At 73.5% G+C, this 18,249-nt stretch carries 17 protein-coding genes; 9 read left to right on the top strand and 8 right to left on the bottom strand.

All coding sequences use genetic code 11. The annotated features are described in order from the left end of the window. Positions 1-88: 88 nt before the first annotated feature. Together AC07DU_RS07735 and AC07DU_RS07730 are read right to left on the bottom strand one after the other, a co-directional pair. Positions 89-2,323, bottom strand: coding sequence for an acetate--CoA ligase family protein (locus AC07DU_RS07735; protein ID WP_453373375.1), 2,235 nt, complete (start codon positions 2,321-2,323; stop codon positions 89-91). Between the two features lie 282 nt (positions 2,324-2,605). Continuing rightward, complete coding sequence (locus AC07DU_RS07730) at positions 2,606-3,751, bottom strand: flavin-containing monooxygenase (protein WP_479110193.1); 1,146 nt, start codon at positions 3,749-3,751, stop codon at positions 2,606-2,608. 254 nt (positions 3,752-4,005) lie between these two features. Here AC07DU_RS07730 and AC07DU_RS07725 point away from each other — a divergent pair, with 254 nt between their 5' ends. Together AC07DU_RS07725 and AC07DU_RS07720 are read left to right on the top strand one after the other, a co-directional pair. Beyond that, positions 4,006-4,458 (top strand): DoxX family protein, encoded by a 453-nt coding sequence (locus AC07DU_RS07725; protein ID WP_479110191.1) that lies wholly within the window; start codon positions 4,006-4,008, stop codon positions 4,456-4,458. Beyond that, the gene (locus AC07DU_RS07720; protein WP_479110189.1) at positions 4,455-4,874 is read left to right on the top strand and encodes a Zn-ribbon domain-containing OB-fold protein; all 420 of its coding nucleotides are present in this window, start codon (positions 4,455-4,457) and stop codon (positions 4,872-4,874) included. Before AC07DU_RS07725 ends, AC07DU_RS07720 begins: the two co-directional genes overlap by 4 nt. A 43-nt stretch (positions 4,875-4,917) precedes the next feature. Here AC07DU_RS07720 and AC07DU_RS07715 read toward each other — a convergent pair whose 3' ends face one another. The 3 genes from AC07DU_RS07715 to AC07DU_RS07705 form a co-directional block, all read right to left on the bottom strand. Next, positions 4,918-5,433: a hypothetical protein gene (locus AC07DU_RS07715; protein WP_479028808.1), complete on the bottom strand. Its 516-nt coding sequence runs from the start codon at positions 5,431-5,433 to the stop codon at positions 4,918-4,920. Between the two features lie 62 nt (positions 5,434-5,495). Further along, the gene (locus tag AC07DU_RS07710) at positions 5,496-6,176 is read right to left on the bottom strand and encodes a pyridoxine/pyridoxamine 5'-phosphate oxidase (protein WP_479028805.1); all 681 of its coding nucleotides are present in this window, start codon (positions 6,174-6,176) and stop codon (positions 5,496-5,498) included. Positions 6,177-6,234: 58 nt separating this feature from the next. Further along, positions 6,235-7,461, bottom strand: a complete 1,227-nt coding sequence (locus AC07DU_RS07705; protein WP_360898477.1) for an amidohydrolase family protein — start codon at positions 7,459-7,461, stop codon at positions 6,235-6,237. Positions 7,462-8,039: 578 nt separating this feature from the next. Between AC07DU_RS07705 and afsR the strand changes: the two genes are divergently transcribed. The 3 genes from afsR to AC07DU_RS07690 all read left to right on the top strand — a co-directional run bounded on the left by afsR (position 8,040) and on the right by AC07DU_RS07690 (position 12,417). Then, the gene (afsR, locus tag AC07DU_RS07700) at positions 8,040-11,099 is read left to right on the top strand and encodes an SARP-family global regulator AfsR (protein ID WP_479110187.1); all 3,060 of its coding nucleotides are present in this window, start codon (positions 8,040-8,042) and stop codon (positions 11,097-11,099) included. 220 nt (positions 11,100-11,319) lie between these two features. After that, positions 11,320-11,526 carry a hypothetical protein gene (locus tag AC07DU_RS07695; RefSeq protein WP_479028796.1) on the top strand — a complete coding sequence of 69 codons (207 nt, stop codon included), beginning with the start codon at positions 11,320-11,322 and terminating at the stop codon, positions 11,524-11,526. Positions 11,527-11,682: 156 nt separating this feature from the next. After that, complete coding sequence (locus tag AC07DU_RS07690) at positions 11,683-12,417, top strand: class I SAM-dependent methyltransferase (protein WP_479110185.1); 735 nt, start codon at positions 11,683-11,685, stop codon at positions 12,415-12,417. On the opposite strand, the gene AC07DU_RS07685 is transcribed toward AC07DU_RS07690, so the two are convergent. Continuing rightward, the gene (locus AC07DU_RS07685) at positions 12,414-14,012 is read right to left on the bottom strand and encodes a FadD3 family acyl-CoA ligase (RefSeq protein ID WP_479110435.1); all 1,599 of its coding nucleotides are present in this window, start codon (positions 14,010-14,012) and stop codon (positions 12,414-12,416) included. The two genes, AC07DU_RS07690 and AC07DU_RS07685, sit on opposite strands and share 4 nt — an antisense overlap. Before the next feature lie 199 nt (positions 14,013-14,211). Between AC07DU_RS07685 and AC07DU_RS07680 the strand changes: the two genes are divergently transcribed. The 3 genes from AC07DU_RS07680 to AC07DU_RS07670 are packed head-to-tail and all read left to right on the top strand — an operon-like array spanning position 14,212 to position 16,602. Continuing rightward, positions 14,212-15,363: a lipid-transfer protein gene (locus AC07DU_RS07680; RefSeq protein WP_479110183.1), complete on the top strand. Its 1,152-nt coding sequence runs from the start codon at positions 14,212-14,214 to the stop codon at positions 15,361-15,363. 10 nt (positions 15,364-15,373) lie between these two features. After that, a complete protein-coding gene (locus tag AC07DU_RS07675; protein WP_479110181.1) occupies positions 15,374-15,829 on the top strand; it encodes a Zn-ribbon domain-containing OB-fold protein in 456 nt (151 codons plus the stop codon). Next, positions 15,826-16,602: an enoyl-CoA hydratase/isomerase family protein gene (locus tag AC07DU_RS07670; protein WP_479110179.1), complete on the top strand. Its 777-nt coding sequence runs from the start codon at positions 15,826-15,828 to the stop codon at positions 16,600-16,602. Before AC07DU_RS07675 ends, AC07DU_RS07670 begins: the two co-directional genes overlap by 4 nt. Before the next feature lie 3 nt (positions 16,603-16,605). On the opposite strand, the gene AC07DU_RS07665 is transcribed toward AC07DU_RS07670, so the two are convergent. Next, positions 16,606-17,082: a hypothetical protein gene (locus AC07DU_RS07665; protein WP_479028786.1), complete on the bottom strand. Its 477-nt coding sequence runs from the start codon at positions 17,080-17,082 to the stop codon at positions 16,606-16,608. 142 nt (positions 17,083-17,224) lie between these two features. On the opposite strand from AC07DU_RS07665, the gene AC07DU_RS07660 reads away from it, so the two are divergent. Next, on the top strand, positions 17,225-17,719 hold the full coding sequence (locus tag AC07DU_RS07660) for a hypothetical protein (protein ID WP_360900091.1): 495 nt from the start codon (positions 17,225-17,227) through the stop codon (positions 17,717-17,719). A 16-nt stretch (positions 17,720-17,735) separates the two neighbouring features. On the opposite strand, the gene AC07DU_RS07655 is transcribed toward AC07DU_RS07660, so the two are convergent. Continuing rightward, a complete protein-coding gene (locus tag AC07DU_RS07655) occupies positions 17,736-18,191 on the bottom strand; it encodes a hypothetical protein (RefSeq protein WP_158754271.1) in 456 nt (151 codons plus the stop codon). Positions 18,192-18,249: the final 58 nt, after the last annotated feature.

Here is an 18,249-nt window from a genome sequence, read left to right as displayed (position 1 = left end):
TTCAGGGCAGAGCGGAAATACAGCCCCGCCGGCGTTTGAGGCGCGGGGGTGCGGCGGCGGAGCCCCCGCCGACGGCGGGCTGGATCGGTCAGCGGCAGATGGCCAGGGCGTCCAGGGCCACCGCCCCCTGGCCGCGCGGGAGGACCATCAGGGGGTTGATGTCCAGCTCGGAGAGCTCGTCGCCGAGTTCCAGCGCCATCCGCTGGATCCGCAGGATGACCTCCACCAGGGCGTCCACGTCGGCCGGGGGAGCCCCCCGTACGCCCTCCAGCAGGGCGTGCCCGCGCAGTTCGCCGAGCATCGCGCGGGCCTGGTCCTCCCCGAAGGGCGGGACGCGGACCGCCGCGTCGTTCAGTACCTCGACCAGGACGCCGCCGAGGCCCACCGTCACCGTCGGGCCGAAGAGGTCGTCCTGGGTGACGCCGACGACCATCTCGACCCCGCGCTCCACCATCTGGCAGACCAGGATCCCGTCGAGCGGGACGTTCTCGTAGCGGGCCGTGTCGGTGAGCTCCCGGTACGCGTCGCGGATCTGGCTCGCGGAGGTCAGGCCGATCTTGACGAGGCCGAGCTCCGTCTTGTGCCCGAGCTGGGGGCCCGAGGCCTTCATGACCACCGGGTAGCCGACCAGCCCGGCCGCCCGTACGGCCGCCGCCGCGCTGGTGACGAGCTGCTCGCGGGGGACCCGTATGCCGTACGCGCGCAGCAGCTGCTTCGCCGCGTGTTCGCTGAGCTGCTGGCCCGGCCGCATGAGCGCCTGCGCCTTGCGGTACGAGGGCGAGGGCGTGCGCGGGGCGTCCTGGAAGGGGGAGCGGTACCCGGCCGTGAAGCGGTGGTGGCCGAGGTAGGCCCGTACGGCGGTGATGCAGTTGCCGAAGGTACGGAAGGTGGCCACGCGGGAGGAGCCCAGCAGCACTCGCCGGTAGGCGTCCTCCGTGCCGACGGGGGAGCCCCAGATCACGCAGATCAGCTTGTCCGAGGCCTCGGCCGCGTCCACCAGGTCCTGGGCGAGCTTGTCGCTCATCGGGGGGAAGGGGCCGGTGATCGGGCAGATGAGGACGCCGACGGACGGGTCCGCGAGGATCGCGTCGATGATCTTGCGGCCGCGCCAGTCGCCGACGGGGTGGCCGCCGTTGTCGACGGGATTGGCGACGTTCAGGTACGCGGGGATCCACTGGTGCAGCTCGTCCTGCTTGGCCTGCGGGAGGGTGGGCAGGCGCAGGCCCGCCTCCGTGGCCAGGTCGGAGAAGTGGGCCCCGGTGCCGCCGGAGATGGAGTAGACGACGACGCCGTCGGCCTTCGGCTTGCGGGCCCGGGCGAGCAGGGCGGCGGTGTCCTGGAGTTCGTCCAGGCCGTCGACGCGGATGACGCCGAACTGGCGCATGGCGGCGTCCACGACGGTGTCCGCGCCGGTCAGCTTCCCGGTGTGGGAGGCGGCCATGCGGGCGCCGGTCTCCGTGCGGCCGACCTTGACGGCGACGACCGGGACCCCGTTGCGCGCCGCGCGGTCGGCCGCGAGCAGGAAGGACCGGCCGTCCTTGAGGCCCTCCACGTAGCAGGCGATGGCCCCGACCTCGGGCCGCTCGGCGAAGTAGGAGATGAAGTCGGAGGTTTCCAGGTCGGCCTCGTTGCCGGTGGGGGCCCAGTGGGAGAGGCGGATGCCGAGCTCCTGGAGGGTGTACACCGGGCGGCCCTGGTGGCCGGACTGGGTGATGAGGGCGATCGCCGGGCCGTCGAGGTCGTCGCGGAACTCCTCGAAGGCGTTCAGGTTGGTGTTGGGGCCCAGCAGGCGCAGGCCCGTGCGTTCTACGGCGGCGGAGAGCCGGGCCTGGGCGGCGGCGCCCGCGTCGCCGGTCTCGGCGAAGCCGGAGGCGAAGGCGACGGCGAACTTGACCTTGGTCTCGGCCAGTTCCTCGATGACGGGCAGCGGGTCGGCGACGAGGAGGACGGCGAGGTCCACCTGTTCGGGCAGGGCCGCGACCGTGGGTGCGCAGGGCAGCCCGAAGACGCTCTCGCGGGTGGGGTGCACGGGGTGGATCCGGGCTCCCACCCGCTCGGCCCAGGCGATGAGCTGGCGGGTGATGCCGGCGTTGGGCCTGCCCTCGGCGTCGGAGGCGCCGATGACGGCCACGGACTCGGGCCGGAAGAACCGGTCCAGGTCGGGCACGTCGGCGTGCAGCGGCCGTCCGCTGACGTCCAGGGCGACCGCGTCGTCGGCGGAGGGAGCCGCCGACGAGTGGACGGCGGTCCTGGGCGTCTCCCCGCAGGCCTCGACCCGTGCGCGGAAGTCGGTGGTGAGGGTGCCGTGAGTAGATCCAAGCATCGTTCCGCCCGCTCCTGCTCGATGAACCTCGATGGAACTCGATAACTGACGTGCAGTCAGATTACTGAACTGACGTGCCGTCAGGAACAGGGCTGCGCAGGAAAGCTGGCGGAGGCGATGTGTGGATGTGGTGTGGGGGCGCTGGTGTGCGGGCATGAGGGTGCGGCGGTGCGGGCGTGCGGCGGCGCGGGCGTGCGGCGGCGCGGGCGTGCGGGCGTGCGGGCGTGCGGAGGCTCCCGTAAGGAACGGTGCCAGACCCGGCCGGGCGCGACCAGGTGTCTTTCAGGCCTCCGGCAGTCGGGCCGCGACCGCCTTGGCGATCTTCTCCGCGTCCAAGGCCATCTCCCGGAACATCCCGCTGATGGGGTTGGTGAAGCCGGTGAAGTACAGGCCGGGGGCCTGCTCGGGGGTGCGGGCGCCATGCGTGCGCGGCCTGCCCCGCTCGTCGAGTACGCCCAGGTGTCCGACCAGGTCCTCCAGGGCGCGGCGGTAGCCGGTGGCCGCGATCACCGCGTCCGGGCTGATCCGCGAGCCGTCCGCGAGCACCACCTCGGCGCCGTCGAAGGCCTCGACGGCCGCCACCGGCTCGACCTTGCCGCTGCGGACGGCATCGATCAGGCCGGCGTCCTGAACCGGGATCGCGCCCTCGGTGACCCTGCTGTACAGGCCGGTGTCGGGGCGCGGGAGCCCGTACGCCGACAGGTCCGGGACGGAGATCCTGGCGACGGCCACGCTCAGCCGGTCCACGAGCTTCACGGGCAGTCGGCGTACGAGGATCCCCGTGCGCTGGGCCGGCCAGCCAGCGGTGGAGCGGCGCACGAGGTGCGGGGCGGTGCGCACGGCGAGCCGCACCCGCGCGGCCCCGCCCTCGACGAGGTCGACGGCTATCTCGGCGCCGGTGTTGCCGACGCCGACGACGAGGACGTCCTGGCCCGCGTACGGCTGCGGGGCGCGGTAGTCGCGGGCGTGCAGCAGCGGCCGGGTGTAGGCCTCGCGGCCCGGCCAGTCGGGGAGGGCGGGCGTGTGGTTGTACCCGGTGGCGACGACGACCGCCGTGGCGTTCAGGACCCGCCCGCCGGTGGCGTGCAAGGTCCAGCCGCCCTCGGGCGCGGGCTCGACCCGGGTCACCTCGACGCCGGTGACGAGCTCCAGCTCGTGGTACTCGGCGTACTTCTCCAGGTAGCGCACGACGTCGTCGCGGGAGACCCAGCGCCCGAAGCGGCGCGGCATGGCCAGGCCCGGGAGGGCGGAGAGGCGGCGGGTGGTGTGCAGGCGGAGCCGGTCGTAGTGGCGCCGCCAGGACGCGCCGACAGCGTCGGACTTCTCGACGACGACCGCGCGGACCCCGCGGGCGCGCAGCGCGGCGGCCGCGGCGAGGCCGCCGGGGCCGGCCCCGATGACGTACACGGGGCGGGGCTGGGTGGTCATGTCGGGGGGTGTGGGGACTCCGGGCATGAGGTGTGAGCGTATCGCCACGCTGGGTTGATGGGTCTCGGACGAGGAGGGAATCGATTGCGGATCGGTTACGACGGGGTTGGGGCGGGGTTCGGACGGGGTTCGCACCGGGTTCGGCGGGTGGTGGCCGGGGGCTTGCGCGATCGGCCGCCATCCGCTGAACTGACGTTCCGTCAGATAGCGGGGTGGGTGGGTGCGAGCGATCGCGAGAGGGGTGGGGGCTGCCGATGCAGACCATCTGGCTCAGTGGGGCCGAGTGGCTCGCCGTGCTGCGCATGGGCCTCGGCCTGTGGTGGCTGGAGAGCTGGCGCCACAAGGACAAGAAGGGCTGGTTCGAACGCGGCACCGGCATCGCCTGGGCCGCCGACGTCGCCGCCAAGCACCGCTGGACCTTCGTCCAGGGCGGCTTCGAGCTGGTCGTGAAACCCCGCCCCAAGCTGATCGCCTACGTCGTCGTCTACGCGGAACTCGCGCTCGGGCTGGGTCTCGTCCTGGGCTTCCTGACCCCGATCGCGCTGGTGGGCGGGCTGTTGCTGAACCTGCTCTACTTCGTGCTGATGATCCATGACTGGGCCGAGCAGGGCCAGAACGCGATGATGGCCCTCATCTCGCTGGTCGCGCTCTTCGCCATGGCCTGGCAGACCTGGTCCCTCGACGCGGCGACGGGACTGTTCCTGTGAGCGGCGTACGGTACGACCTCCCGGAGGCGGACGAGTTCACCCGCCCCTACTGGGACGCGGCGGCGCAGGGCCGCCTCCTGCTGCGGCGCTGCGCGGACTGCGGGCGGGCGCACCACTACCCGCGGGAGTTCTGCCCGGAGTGCTGGGCGGGGGAGGACCGGGTGGCGTGGGAGACGGCGAGCGGCCGGGCGACCCTCTACACCTGGTCGGTGATCCACCGCAACGACCTCCCGCCGTTCGGCGCGCGCGTCCCCTACACGGCGGCGGTCGTGGACCTGGCGGAGGGCCCCCGGATGATGACCGATGTGGTCGACTGCCCGGCGGCCGACCTGCGCATCGGCATGGCGCTCGCGGTCACCTTCCGCGAGACGGCGGACGGGGTGTGGGTGGCGGTGTTCCGCCCGGCGACCCACTGACCCCGGCGGCCCACTGACCCCGGCGGCTCGCTGACCCCGGCGCTCACTCCACCCCGAGGTCCTGGCGCATGGCGGCCCTCATGGCGCGCAGCGCGTCCCACAGCTCCTGCTGGGCGCGGACCGCGGACTCCATGGTCTCGCCCGGTCCCGGTTCGCCGCGCTCCAGGCGCTTGACCTGGCCGTACACCTCGCTCAGGGCCCGGTTGACGGTGCTCACCGGCCGCAGTACCTCCTCGGGGGCGGTCATCTGCGCCTCGGAGTACCGGTCGAGGTGGGCGCGCCGGACCTCTTCGAGGGTGAGGCGGTCCGCGTCCGTCACGCCGCGCTCCCGGATGACGTGCAGGTGGCGGCTCAGTGCCGTGGTGAACTGCCGGGCCTCGCGGTTCAGTTCCACGTAGCAGGTGCGGCGCAGCGAAAACTCCTCGCGGACCGCCTCGTGGCCGCGCACGAGCTCGATCTCCCGGCGCTTGACGCGCTCCGAGCCGCGCTGGGTGAGGATCGCACCCCCCAGCGTCCCTGCGACGCCCGCCACCGCGATGATCACCGAACTGAGCTCCACCGGCGCATCCTAGGCGACGACAACGCGGCGAGGCGCGGCACCAACCTGCCCGGACAACACACCTAAGGCCAGAGGAGCTCGCGGGTCCAGGAGCCGTCGGCGGTGCGCCGGTAGCGCAGCCGGATGTGGCGGCGGGCGGCGTCGCCCTGGAAGAACTCCACCTCCACGGGGTCCAGTACGTACCGGGTCCACGTCGGAGCCGGCGCGTCCGGCTCGGCGCCGGCCCGCTCCCAGGCGGCCGCCGAGGCCCGCGCCAGCTCCTCCGTGGAGCCGAGCACCTCGCTCTGGCGGCCCGTGAGCGCGGCCGCGAGCGCTCCCCGCGAGCGGACCGCCAGGTCCGCCCGGCTCTCCTGCGGGCCGCAGGCACCGACCCGGCCCCGGATCCGCACCTGCCGGGCCACGGCCGGCCAGTAGAAACCGAGCGCCGCCTGCGGCTGCCCGGCCAGCTGTACGCCCTTGGCGCTGGTGGCGTGCGAGGCGAAGTGCCAGCCCCGCGGGTCGGCGTCGTGCAGCATCAGCGTCCGTACGTCGGGCCGCCCCTCGGCGTCCACCGTGGCGAGGCTCATCGTGTGCGGCTCCGGCTGGCCCGCCCGTGCGGCGTGGACGAACCACTCCCTGAACAGCTCCAAGGGCTCGGTGGGAGCGTTCTCGGCGTCGAAGTCGGGGAGCGGGCCGTCCCACACGCGCAGGGAGTGCAAGGTGGCGTGGAACGCGTCGCTGTGGCTGCTGTCGGCGCTGGTCATGCCCCCATCGAACACCACCGGCCGTGATGTGCGTCCATCCCGCCGCCCGCGCGTACGCTCACGCCCCCGGTCCCGCCCACAGGCCGTCCGCCGTGAGCCCCAGCAGGTCGATCGCGTTGCCGCGCACGATGCGCTCCACGACGTCCGGCGCCAGGTGGCCCATCTGGGCCTCGCCGACCTCGCGGGACTTGGGCCAGGTGGAGTCCGAGTGGGGGTAGTCCGTCTCGTAGAGGACGTTGGCGACGCCGATCGAGTCCAGGTTCTTCAGGCCGAAGGCGTCGTCGAAGAAGCAGCCGAAGACGTGTTCCGCGAAGAGCTCCGACGGCGGGCGCAGCACCTTGTCCGCGACCCCGCCCCAGCCGCGGTTCTCCTCCCAGACCACGTTCGCGCGCTCCAGGATGTACGGGATCCAGCCGATCTGGCCCTCCGCGTACATGATCTTCAGGCGGGGGAAGCGTTCGAACTTGCCGCTCATCAGCCAGTCGACCATCGAGAAACAGCAGTTCGCGAAGGTGATGGTGGAGCCGACCGCCGGCGGGGCGTCCGCCGAGGTGGACGGCATGCGGGACGAGGAGCCGATGTGCATGGCGATGACCGTGCCGGTCTCGTCGCACGCCTCCAGGAAGGGGTCCCACTCGTCGGTGTGGACGGAGGGGAGGCCCAGGTGCGGGGGTATCTCCGAGAAGGCGACCGCGCGCACGCCGCGCGCCGCGTTGCGGCGGACCTCCGCCGCCGCCAGGCGGGCGTCCCAGAGCGGGATCAGGGTGAGGGGGATCAGCCGGCCGCCCGCGTCCGGGCCGCACCACTCCTCCACCATCCAGTCGTTGTAGGCCCGTACGCCGAGCAGGCCCAGCTCGCGGTCCTTGGCCTCGGTGAAGGTCTGGCCGCAGAAGCGGGGGAAGGTGGGGAAGCAGAGCGCCGACTGGACGTGGTTGACGTCCATGTCCGCGAGCCGGTCGGGAACCGAGAAGGACCCCGGGCGCATCTGCTCGTAGGTGATGACTTCCAGTTTGATCTCGTCGCGGTCGTATCCCACGGCCGTGTCGAGCCGGGTGAGGGGCCGGTGCAGGTCCTCGTACACCCACCAGTCGCCGATCGGGCCGTCGTCGCCCTTGGCCCCCATGACAGGGGCGAACTTGCCTCCGAGGAAGGTCATTTCCTTCAAGGGGGCGCGGACGACGCGTGGGCCGGTGTCGCGGTACTTGGACGGGAGGCGGTCCCGCCAGACGTGGGGGGGCTCCACCGTGTGGTCGTCCACCGAGATGATCTTCGGGAAGGTCTCCATGGCCCATACGGTAGCGCTGAACTGACGAACCGTCAGCTAGTTGGACCGCGATCGGCCCGGGACGGGCTGACGTGTACGCGCAACACAGGGCAGACTGACCCTTACGACGACGGAAGGCAGGGTGACGACAGATGGACGGCGTACCGGCCATCCCGCAGCCGCCGATTGCGGCTACAGCCGCACCCGAAGCAGGTCCCGGGGCCGGCTGCGTGCCGGGGCACCCCCCACAGCCCGCCGAACCCACCCCCGCCGCCCCCCCCGCCCCCGCGCCCGGCGCGCCTCACGGACCCACCCCGGCCGGTTGCGACGGGGCCGGCCGCGCGCCGGGGCGCTCCCCGCAGGGCGCCGAACACACCCCCGCCGCACCCCCCGGCCCCGCGCCCGGCGCGCCTCACGGACCCACCCCGGCCGGTTGCGACGGGGTCGGGTGTGTGCCGGGGCGCTCCCCGCAGGGCGTCGAACACACCCCCGCCGCACCCCCCGACCCCTCGCCACGTTCGGCGCCCGAGGAGACGCCCCGGCGCGCGCCCGGCCCCGGCGCAACCCCGCCCGCGCCCGCGCCCGGCGGAACCACACCCGTGCCCGGGATCTCGGCCGCGCCCGTGCCCCGCGGAACCGCGCCCGCCCCGGGGATCTCGGTCGAGCCCGCCGCCAAGGCGCCGGCGCCCGCGCCCCGGACCACCGCAGAGCCCGCCGCCAAGGCGCCGGCGTCGGCGCCGACGGACTCGCGTTTCGCCGTGCTCGGCCCCGTGCGGGCCTGGCGGGGGGACGAGCTGTTGCCCTCCGGTACGCCCCAGCAGCGGGCCCTGCTCGCGGTGCTCCTGCTCCGTGAGGGCCGTACCGCCACCGCACCCGAGCTCATCGACGCCATCTGGGGCGAGGACCCGCCGCAGCAGGCCCTCGCCACCATCCGTACGTACGCCTCCCGCCTGCGCAAGGTCGTCGCCCCCGGGCTGCTCGTCACCGAGTCCGGCGGCTACGCGATCCGCCTGCGCTGCGCCGCCACCCTCGACCTCGGCGTCGCCCGCAGCCTCGCCGCCGACGCCGAAGCGGCCCGCGCGGCCGGTGACCGCTCCCTCGCCCGTACGCTCCTGGCCCGCGCCCTCGACCTCTGGGACGGCGAGCCGCTCGCCGGCGTACCGGGCCCGCACGCCGAGACCGAGCGCACCCGGCTCGCCGAATGGCGCCTCCAGCTGCTGGAGACCCGCCTCGACCTCGACCTGGAGGTCGGCCACCACGCCGAGGCCGTCTCCGAGCTCACCGCCCTCACCGCCGCCCACCCGCTGCGCGAACGCCTGCGCGAGCTGCTCATGCTCGCCCTCTACCGCAGCGGCCGGCAGGCCGAGGCCCTCGCCGTCTACGCCGACACCCGCCGGCTCCTCGCCGACGAGCTCGGCGTCGACCCCCGCCCCGAGCTCGCCGCCCTCCAGCAGCGCATCCTGAACGCCGACGCCGACCTCGCCCGCGCGGAGGACCCGGCCCCCGCCGCAGCGGCCGTTCACGTAAGGCCCGCCCAATTGCCCGCCACCGTCCCCGACTTCACGGGCCGCTCCAGCTTCGTCGACGAGCTCGGCACCATCCTGTCCGCGGGGGCCGCGGGCCAGGTCATGGCCGTCTCCGCGCTCGCCGGGATCGGCGGCGTCGGCAAGACCACCCTGGCCGTGCACGTCGCCCACGCCGCCCGCCCGCACTTCCCCGACGGCCAGCTCTACGTCGACCTCCAGGGCACCGAGGCCCGCCCCGCCGAACCGGAGGCCGTCCTCGGCTCCTTCCTGCGCGCGCTCGGCACCCCCGACACCGCCATCCCCGACTCCCCGGCCGACCGCGCCGCGCTCTACCGCTCCACCCTCGACGGCCGCCGCGTCCTGGTCCTCCTCGACAACGCCCGTGACGCGGCCCAGGTCCGCCCGCTCCTGCCCGGCACCGCCGGCTGCGCCGCCCTCGTCACCAGCCGGGTGCGCATGGCGGGCCTCGCGGGGGCGCACCTCGTCGACCTCGACGTGATGAGCCCCGAGGAGGCCCTCCAGCTCTTCAGCCGGATCGTCGGCGAGGAGCGGGTGCGCGCCGAACGCCAGGCCGCCCTCGACGTCGTCGGCGCCTGCGGCTTCCTGCCGCTCGCCATCCGCATCGCCGCTTCCCGCCTCGCCGCCCGCCGCACCTGGACGGTCTCCGTCCTCGCCGCCAAGCTCGCCGACGAGCGCCGCCGCCTCGACGAGCTCCAGGCCGGCGACCTCGCCGTCAAAGCCACCTTCGAGCTGGGCTACGGCCAGTTGGAGCCCGCCCAGCAGCGCGCGTTCCGCCTTCTCGGCCTCGCCGACGGCCCCGACATCTCGCTGTCCGCGGCAGCGGCCGTACTGGACCTGCCCGAGTACGACACCGAAGACCTCCTGGAGGCTCTGGTCGACTGCTCGCTCCTCGAATCCGCCGCGCCCGGCCGCTACCGCTTCCACGACCTCGTACGCCTCTACGCGCGTGCGTGCGCCGAGCGCGACGAGCAGCCGCCGAGCGGGCGCGAGGCGGCCCTGGACCGGCTGCTGGACTTCTACCTGGCCACCGCCTCCGGCGTCTACGCCCTGGAGCGCCCCGGCGACCGGCTGCCCGCGCACCTGTCCGACACGCACTACCCCGGGCTGGTCTTCGCCGACCCGCGCGCCGCGCTGGACTGGCTGTACGCCGAGGCCGACCCGCTGCTGGCGTGCGTACGGCAGGCCTCCGCGCGGCCGTGCGCCACGGCCGGTGACACGCCCGTGCTGCGCCGGGCCGTGGACCTGCTGTGGGCGGCCAAGGACCTGGCCGAGTCGGGGGCCAACTCCAAGCAGTACGAGTCGGCCGCCGTCGCCCTGCGCGACGCCGCCCAGGCCGCGCGGGACCCGTACGCCGAGGGCCGGGCCCGCACCACCCTCACCAACGTCCACCTGGTCGCGGGCCGGTTCGCCGAGGCCGACGACGAGGCCCGCCAGGCCACCGCGCTCGCCCGCGCCGCCGGAGACCCACTGCCCAGCTGCTGGGCGCCCAACGACCGGGGGATCATCGCCCTGTACCAGGGCCGGCACGCGGACGGCGAGCGGTACCTGCTGGAGGCCATCAAGAACTTCCGCGCCGACGGCAACAACGTCGGCGAGGCCAGCGCCCTGTGCAACCTCTCGCGCATCCACGTGGAACTGGGCCGCCTCGCCAGCGCCATAGACCTCGCCCAGCAGGGCATCGCCATCTACGACCGGATGGGCCTGACCCTGCGCCTGGCCAACGGCCGCTACGCGCTGGGCATCGCGCTCACCCAGGCGGGCCGCTACGGCGAGGCCCTGACGCAGCTCACCGAGGCGCTCGCGCTGTTCCACGACAACCGTCAGCCGCTGTGGGAGGGCGTCACCCACTTCCGGCTCGCCGAGACCCACCTGGCGGCGCGCCGCCCCACCCTGGCCGCCTCGCACGCCGAGCAGGCCATCGCGCTGCGCGGCATCGGCGGGGAGTGGCGCCGGGCCACCGTGCTGACCGTGCTGGGCAAGGCGCTGCGGCGGCTGGGTCAGCGCGACCGGGCGCGGGCCTGCTGGCGGGACGCGGAGAGCGTCTTCGCGCAGCTGGGGTCGAGCGAACTGGCCGAGGTGCGCAACCTGCTGGCGTCGGAGCTCGCGGCCTGAGCCCGCCGCCTGACCCGGCCGACTGGCCCGCCGCCTGAGCCGGCTGCGACCTGCGGTGACGGCCGATGAACGAGGCGTTCATCGTTCGTTTATCGCCCCCCGCCACGATAGGTGCATCGACCCGGAGTTCCGGGGGGAACCGGGTCGGTTGGAGGACTACCCGTTCGGCGATCCTCGGGGGAATCGCCGAGCGGGGCCCACCCATCCATCAGGAGAACCGATGACGACGAACGAGAACACCTTGCCGACCGACGCTGACATCAAGCCGCTCGACAATCACGCCTCGGGCGTCGAAATCGAGACCCTGGACAACCACGCCTCGGGCATCGAGATCAAGCCGGTCGACCAGCCCGTCCCGGTCGACCCGCCGCTGCCGGGCGAGGAGATCCAGACGCTGGACAACCACGCGTCCTCTCCGCGCCCGTAAGACGCACCACCCCGTACGCACGGGGGATCCACGGGGGATCGGCGTACGGGGGAGCAACGGGGGAACGGCGGTCGCGGTGGCCCGGAGGGGGAGCCACCGCGACCGCCGTACGCGTGCGTCCGGGCGGGGGGAGCGGCCGCGACATAGGCTGGAGCCGTGTTCTCCTCCCACGGACCGAGCGTCCGCGAACTCCTCGTGCAGGGCCTGTCCTCGATCGAGCGGGGCTACGACCTGCTGGCGCCGAAGTTCGACCACACGCCCTTCCGCACCCCGGACCGGATGCTCGACGCCGTCGAGGAGGCCCTCGCCCAGTACGAGGGCGGCTTCGGCGCAGGGCTGGACGTCTGCTGCGGCACGGGGGCGGCGATGGGCATGCTGCGGCGGCTGTGCCGGGACCGCGTGTCCGGGGTGGACCTCAGCGCGGGCATGCTCGCCGAGGCGGAGCGGGCGTACGGCCCCGGTTCTCCGCTGGTGGACTTCGTACGGGCCGACGCGCGGGCGCTGCCGCCCGCGCTGGCGGACACCTACGACCTGGCGGTCAGCTTCGGGGCCTTCGGCCACTTCCTGCCGTCCGAGCGGCCCGCGCTCTTCTCCGGGATCCACCGGTCCCTGCGCGCGGGCGGGGTCTTCGCCTTCCCGATCGGCGCCCCGATCCCCCCGAGCACACCGGTGTGGTGGGTGACGGCGGGATTCGACGCGGTGATGCGGATGCGCAACGCGGTGTGGCGGCCGCCCTTCGTCATGTACTACCGGACCTTCCCGTTCGGCGGGGTGCGCGAGGACCTCCGGGCGGCCGGGTTCACCGTGGAGACCGTGCCGCTGGAGCAGTTCGGGCGGCTGCCCGGCGGAGCTCCCCGGTGGCGGCTGGTCCTCGCCCGCCGCACCCGCTAACGCGTGCGCAGCTCGCGCTTGAGGACCTTGCCGCTCGCGTTGCGCGGCAGCTCGGTGACGAACTCGACCGTGCGCGGCACCTTGTAGTTGGCCATCTCCCGCCGCGACCAGGCGATCAGGTCGTCGGCGGTCAGCGTGGAGCCCGGGCGGCGGACCGCGTAGGCCTTGCCGACCTCGCCGAGGCGCGGGTCCGGCACTCCGACGACCGCGACATCGGCGATGTCCGGGTGCAGGAACAGGAGTTGCTCGATCTCGGCGGGGTAGGCGTTGAAGCCGCCGACGATGAACATGTCCTTGATCCGGTCGGTGATGCGCAGGTTGCCGGCCGCGTCGAGGACACCGACGTCGCCGGTGCGCAGCCAGCCGTCGGGGGTGATGGCCGCGGCGGTTTCGGCCGGGTCCTCGAAGTAGCCCTGCATGACGTGGTGGCCGCGGACCCACACCTCGCCCGCGCTGCCAGCCGCCAGCGCCGCCCCGTCCCGTCCGGCGATCCGCACCTCCGTGCCGGGGATGGGCCGCCCGGAGGTCGCGGCGATGACCTCCGCCGGGTCGCCCCGCCGGCACATGGTGACGATGCCGCTGGACTCGGAGAGCCCGTACGCGGTGAGGACGGTGGCGATGCGCAGCTCGCCGCGCAGCCGTTCGACGAGCCGCAGGGGGACCACGGCCGCGCCGGTGACGACCAGGCGCAGGGCGGAGAGGTCGTGGTGGTCGCGCTGCGGGTGGTCGAGCAACGACTGGTGCAGGGTGGGCGGCCCGGGGAGTACGGAGATCCGCTCGGCGGCGACGTTGGCGAGGACGGTGTCCACGTTGAAGACGGGCTGCGGCACCATCGTGGCCCCGCGCATGAGGCAGGCGATGATCCCGGCCTTGTAGCCGAAGGTGTGGAAGAAGGGGTTCACGATCAGGTAGCGGTCGCCCTCGCGCAGCCCGGCGAGCTCGCACCACACGTCGTAGCAGCGCAGGGACTGGGCGTGGGTGATGACGGCGCCCTTGGGGCTGCCGGTGGTGCCGGAGGTGAAGACGATGTCGGAGGGGGCGTCCGGGGGGATGGACCGGGCGCGTTCGCGCACGGCGGCGGCCGGTACGCGGTCGCCGTCCGTCAGGAAGTCCTTCCAGGTGCGGAAGGACTCGGGGGCGTCGTCGGCGAGGACCACGACCTGCTCCAGGTGCGGCAGGCCGGGCAGCGGCCCCGCGCCGGGGCCGTCGCCCGCGGCGCGGCGCAGGGAGGCGACGTAGGAGGTGCCGAGGAAGGTGCCGGTGACGAAGAGCAGCCGGGCCCGGCTGCGTTCCAGGACGTACGCCGCCTCCGCGCCCTTGAAACGGGTGTTGAGGGGGACGAGGGCGGCGCCCGCCGAGACCGCCCCGAGCGCGGAGACGATCCACTCCAGCGTGTTGGGGGCCCAGACGGCGACCCGGTCGCCGGGCTCGGTCCCGGCGGCGATGCAGGCGGCCGCGGCGCGCTCGACGCGCTCGCCGAGCTGCGCGTAGCTGATCCGTACGCGGCCGTCGACGACGGCCTCGCGGTCGGCGTACCGTGCGGCTGCCGCCTGGACGAGCCCGGCGATGGTGCCCCAGCGCAGGTCCGCGCGCAGGTCCTCCCCGAGGTCCTCGGGCACGCCCCCGCCGAGGTCCTCGCGCACGTCCTCGTACACGTGCCGGCGCACGCCACGCACGCCGTCACGCCCGTGTTCGCCCATGCGTGTCACCCTCCTGCTCACCCGGTAGCTGACTATCCGTCAGATTAGCTGTAGCCTTCGCGGCTGTCAGCACTGGCGCACCCCGGAGGTCGCGATGGCGGCAACGCTCAAGGACGCTACGGCGATAGTCGGCATAGGACAGACGGCCTTCGCGAAACACCTGCCGCAGTCCGAGAAGGAACTGGCCTGCCGCGCCATCCTGGCGGCGCTCGCCGACGCGGGCATCGAGCCCTCCGAGGTCGACGCCTTCTCCTCCTACACGATGGAGGAGACCGACGAGGTCGAGGTCGCCAAGGCCATCGGCGCCGGGGACGTCACCTTCTTCTCCAAGATCGGCTACGGCGGCGGCGGTTCCTGCGCCACCGTCGGTCACCTCGCCGCCGCCATAGCCACCGGCCAGGCCACCGTGGGCGTCGCCTGGCGCTCCCGCAAACGCGGCTCCGGCCCGCGCCCCTGGAAGAACACGGCCGTCCAGCTGCCCACCCCCGGCCAGTGGACCCGCCCGTTCGGCCTGCTGCGCCCCGCCGACGAGATCGGCATGCTGGCCCGGCGCTACATGCACGAGTACGGCGCCACCCGCGACCACCTCTTCAACGTGGCGATGGCCTGCCGCAACCGCGCCAACGCCAACCCCGCCGCGATGATGTACGAGCGCCCGCTCACCCGCGAGATGTACATGACCTCCCGCATGATCAGCGAGCCGCTGTGCCTCTTCGACAACTGCCTGGAGACCGACGGGGCGCTGGCCTGCGTGATCGTCTCCGCCGAGCGGGCCAGGGACTGCCGTCAGAAGCCCGTCTACGTGCACTCGGCCGCCCAGGGCCTGCCCGCCCAGCACCACGGCATGGTCAACTACTGGAACGACGACCCGCTGTCCGGCCCCGCCTGGACCGCCGCCCGCCACCTGTGGAAGCAGGCCGACTTCGGGCCGCAGGACGTGGACGTCGCCCAGATCTACGACGCGTTCACCCCGCTGATCCCGCTGTCGCTGGAGGGCTACGGCTTCTGCGGGCGCGGCGAGGGCGCCGCCTTCACCGAGGGCGGGGCCCTGGAGACGGGCGGCCGGCTCCCGATCAACACCGGGGGCGGCGGCCTGTCCGAGGCGTACGTGCACGGCTTCAACCTGATCAACGAGGGCGTCAAGCAGCTGCGGGGCATCTCCACCGCGCAGGTCCCGGACGCCACCACCTGCCTGGTGACGGCGGGCGAGGGAGTCCCGACGTCAGCGATCCTGCTTCGAGCGTGAGGGGCCGACCATGACCGCACCTGCCACTGACGAACTGCTCCTGCCGGTCCCCGACGAGGACGGCGCCCCCTTCTGGGAGTACGCCGCCCAGGGCGAGCTGCGCATCCAGGCCTGCGCGGCGCCCGGCTGCGGCCGGCTGCGCTTCCCGCCGCGCCCCTGCTGCCCGCACTGCCGGTCCTTCGACAGCGCATGGCGCCGGATGAGCGGCCGGGGCCGCATCTGGTCGTACGTCAGACCGCACCCGCCCCTGCTGCCCGCCTACGCCGCGCAGGCCCCGTACAACGTGATCCTCGTGGAGCTCGCCGACGCCCCGCACATCCGGCTGGCCGGGAACCTGGTCACCCGCGCCGACGCCCCGCTCGACTCGGTGGACCCGGCCCGGCTGCGCATCGGCGCGCGCGTCCAGGTCGCCTTCACCTCGGTCGGCGCGATGGCCGTGCCGCGCTGGATCCTGGAGAAGCCGTGACGCTGCGGGTGGAGCGGGACAAGGAGTCCGGGGTCGCGGTCGTCACCCTGGACCGGGAGGCCAGGCACAACGCCATCGACCTGGCGACGGCCGCCGAACTGAGCTCGGTGTGGCGGGAGTTCCGCTTCGCCGAGGGGGTCCGGGCGGTGGTGCTCACCGGCTCCGGCGCGGCCGCGTTCTGCACGGGGATCGACCGGGGCGTCGAGGTGCCGCAGCCCGCCTCCCCGTACTCCGCAGACGATCCGCTGATCGCCATCGGCCCCAAGGCGGCCGACCTGTGGAAGCCGGTCATCGCCGCCGTCAACGGCATGGCCTGCGGCGGGGCCTTCTACCTGCTCGGTGAGGCGGAATTCGTCATCGCGTCCACCACGGCGACCTTCTTCGACCCGCACACCAGCTACGGCATGGTCAGCGCCTACGAGGCCGTCTACATGGCGCAGCGCATGCCCTTCGGCGAGGCCGCCCGGATGTCCCTGATGGGCACGGCCGAGCGCCTCTCCGCGCGGCGGGCGTACGAGATCGGGCTCGTCTCGGAACTGACCGCGCCCGAGGAACTGCTCCCGGCGGCCCTGCGCGCGGCCCAGACCCTGGCGGGCTTCCCGACGCAGGCCGTCCAGGGAACCGTACGGGCCCTGTGGTCGGCCAAGCAGGCCACGCTCCAGCAGGCGCTGGCCCAGGCCCCGGCGCTGATCGCCCTGGGGAACCTCCCCCCGGAGCGTCAGGCGGAACTCTTCACGAACAGGAGCCGCACCGCGCGGCCCCGGCTGCGCTGACCGTCAGTCGACCGTGCCGACCAGGCAGGTCTTCACCTCGGAGGCCTTGGCGGGCTTCGTCAGCGGCACGGTGACCGTCCGGGTCTCGCGCGCCTTGAGGGTGACCTGGACGGACCCGGTGTCGAGGCCGGCGCCCCGGGCGTCCTGGAAGGTCACCGGGATCCGCACGGAGCGCTGCGTGTCCAGGTTGGAGCTGACCTGGAGGGTGGCCTCCGTCTTCCCCGCGCCGGCGCAGCTGATGACGATGACGTGCGCGGGCGGGGGCGTCCGGCTGGCCGAGGGCGTGGGGCTGCTGTTGCCGCTCCCGTTGTGGCTCTTCTTCTTGTTCTTGCTCTTGGAGCTGGAGCACCCGCCCCCGCTGCTCTTGCTCTTGCTCTTGCCGCTGCTCCCGCTGCTGCCGCCGCTCGACGAGAACCCGGTCAGTGCGAAGACGACGGTCACCAGCACCGCGGTCAGTCTGATGTGACGTGCAGCCACCATGGCCGAAGCTCCTCTCCTGGACATCGGCGGGCACGCTACCAGCCGCCGCCACCGGCCGTACCCGTCCGGCGGCCTCCGGCATGCGGCCTCCGGGGCCCGGACGTAGCGTCGGGACCGCGACCGCTACCTCGGAGGACCGGACATGATCCGCAACGTCATCGGCTCGCTGTTGGGTCTCATCGGAGCGGCGGCCGCCGTCTGGAGCCCCTTCCGTGCCTGGTACGACGGCCGTCACGGACGCGACTACCGCGTCTACGAGCTCTTCACCGGCACCGGCATCACGGCGCACAAGTCCGCCCTGCTGACCTCGCTCCTGCTGCCCTTCCTCGTCGCCGCCCTGCTCGCGCTGATCGCGATCGTGCTGCGCTCGCGGCTGCTCATGGCCGTGGCCGGGGTCGTCGTCCTCGCCTTCAGCGTGCTGTGGGCGATCCGCCAGGGCCAGGCCGCCGAGGGCCTCGCCGTGGGCGTCGAGGGCATGGGCCTCGGCGACGGGGTCGCCAACGCCTTCGGCGCTGGCGCCCTGCTCGTGCTGGCGGCGGCCGTCATGCGCGGCCGCCCCACCCGCCGCGTCCGCCCGCTGCCGCCGCACACCACCACGGCGCCCCCGGAGGCCTACCCCCCGGCGGAGCGCCCCTGACGCGGCCGGGTCAGGGTCAGTACTGGCCGTCGAGGTCGGAGGCCGAGGCCGCGCGGAAGCAGGCGGAGACGACCTTGAACAGGAGCATCGACTGCCCGGTCTCCGTCTTCCTGCGGCCCGTGACGTGCACGTCGAACTGCTCGGCCTTGTTCTCGGCGTAGATCTCCGGGTCCTGGGCCTGGCTGTTGGCCTTGCCGTCCTTGGTGATCTTCCAGCCGTTCTCGCCGAGGGCCTTGCGCAGGTTCTGCATGCCCTCCTCGACCTGCGCGTCGGAGATCTCGTACACCGACCAGGGGTGCTCCGTGGCGAACAGGTCGTCCCCGTACTCGCTGCAGCGCGACACGCTCGGGCCGGGCTCGGTCACCTTGCCCTTGACGCCGGTCATCTCCAGCAGGCGGCTGGAGACCTGCTTCGTCTTCGTGCGCGCCGGACCGGGATCCATCCTGACGGGCTCGTAGTTCAGTTCTTTCACGTTCGAACACCCCATAGACAGCATGGAAAGCGATCCGGCAAGGACGACAGCGAGAGCC

This window comes from Streptomyces sp. NPDC045695 (assembly GCF_056432025.1).
Note: the sequence above shows the minus strand (reverse complement) of the source record. Positions and strands in the feature narration are given on the sequence as shown.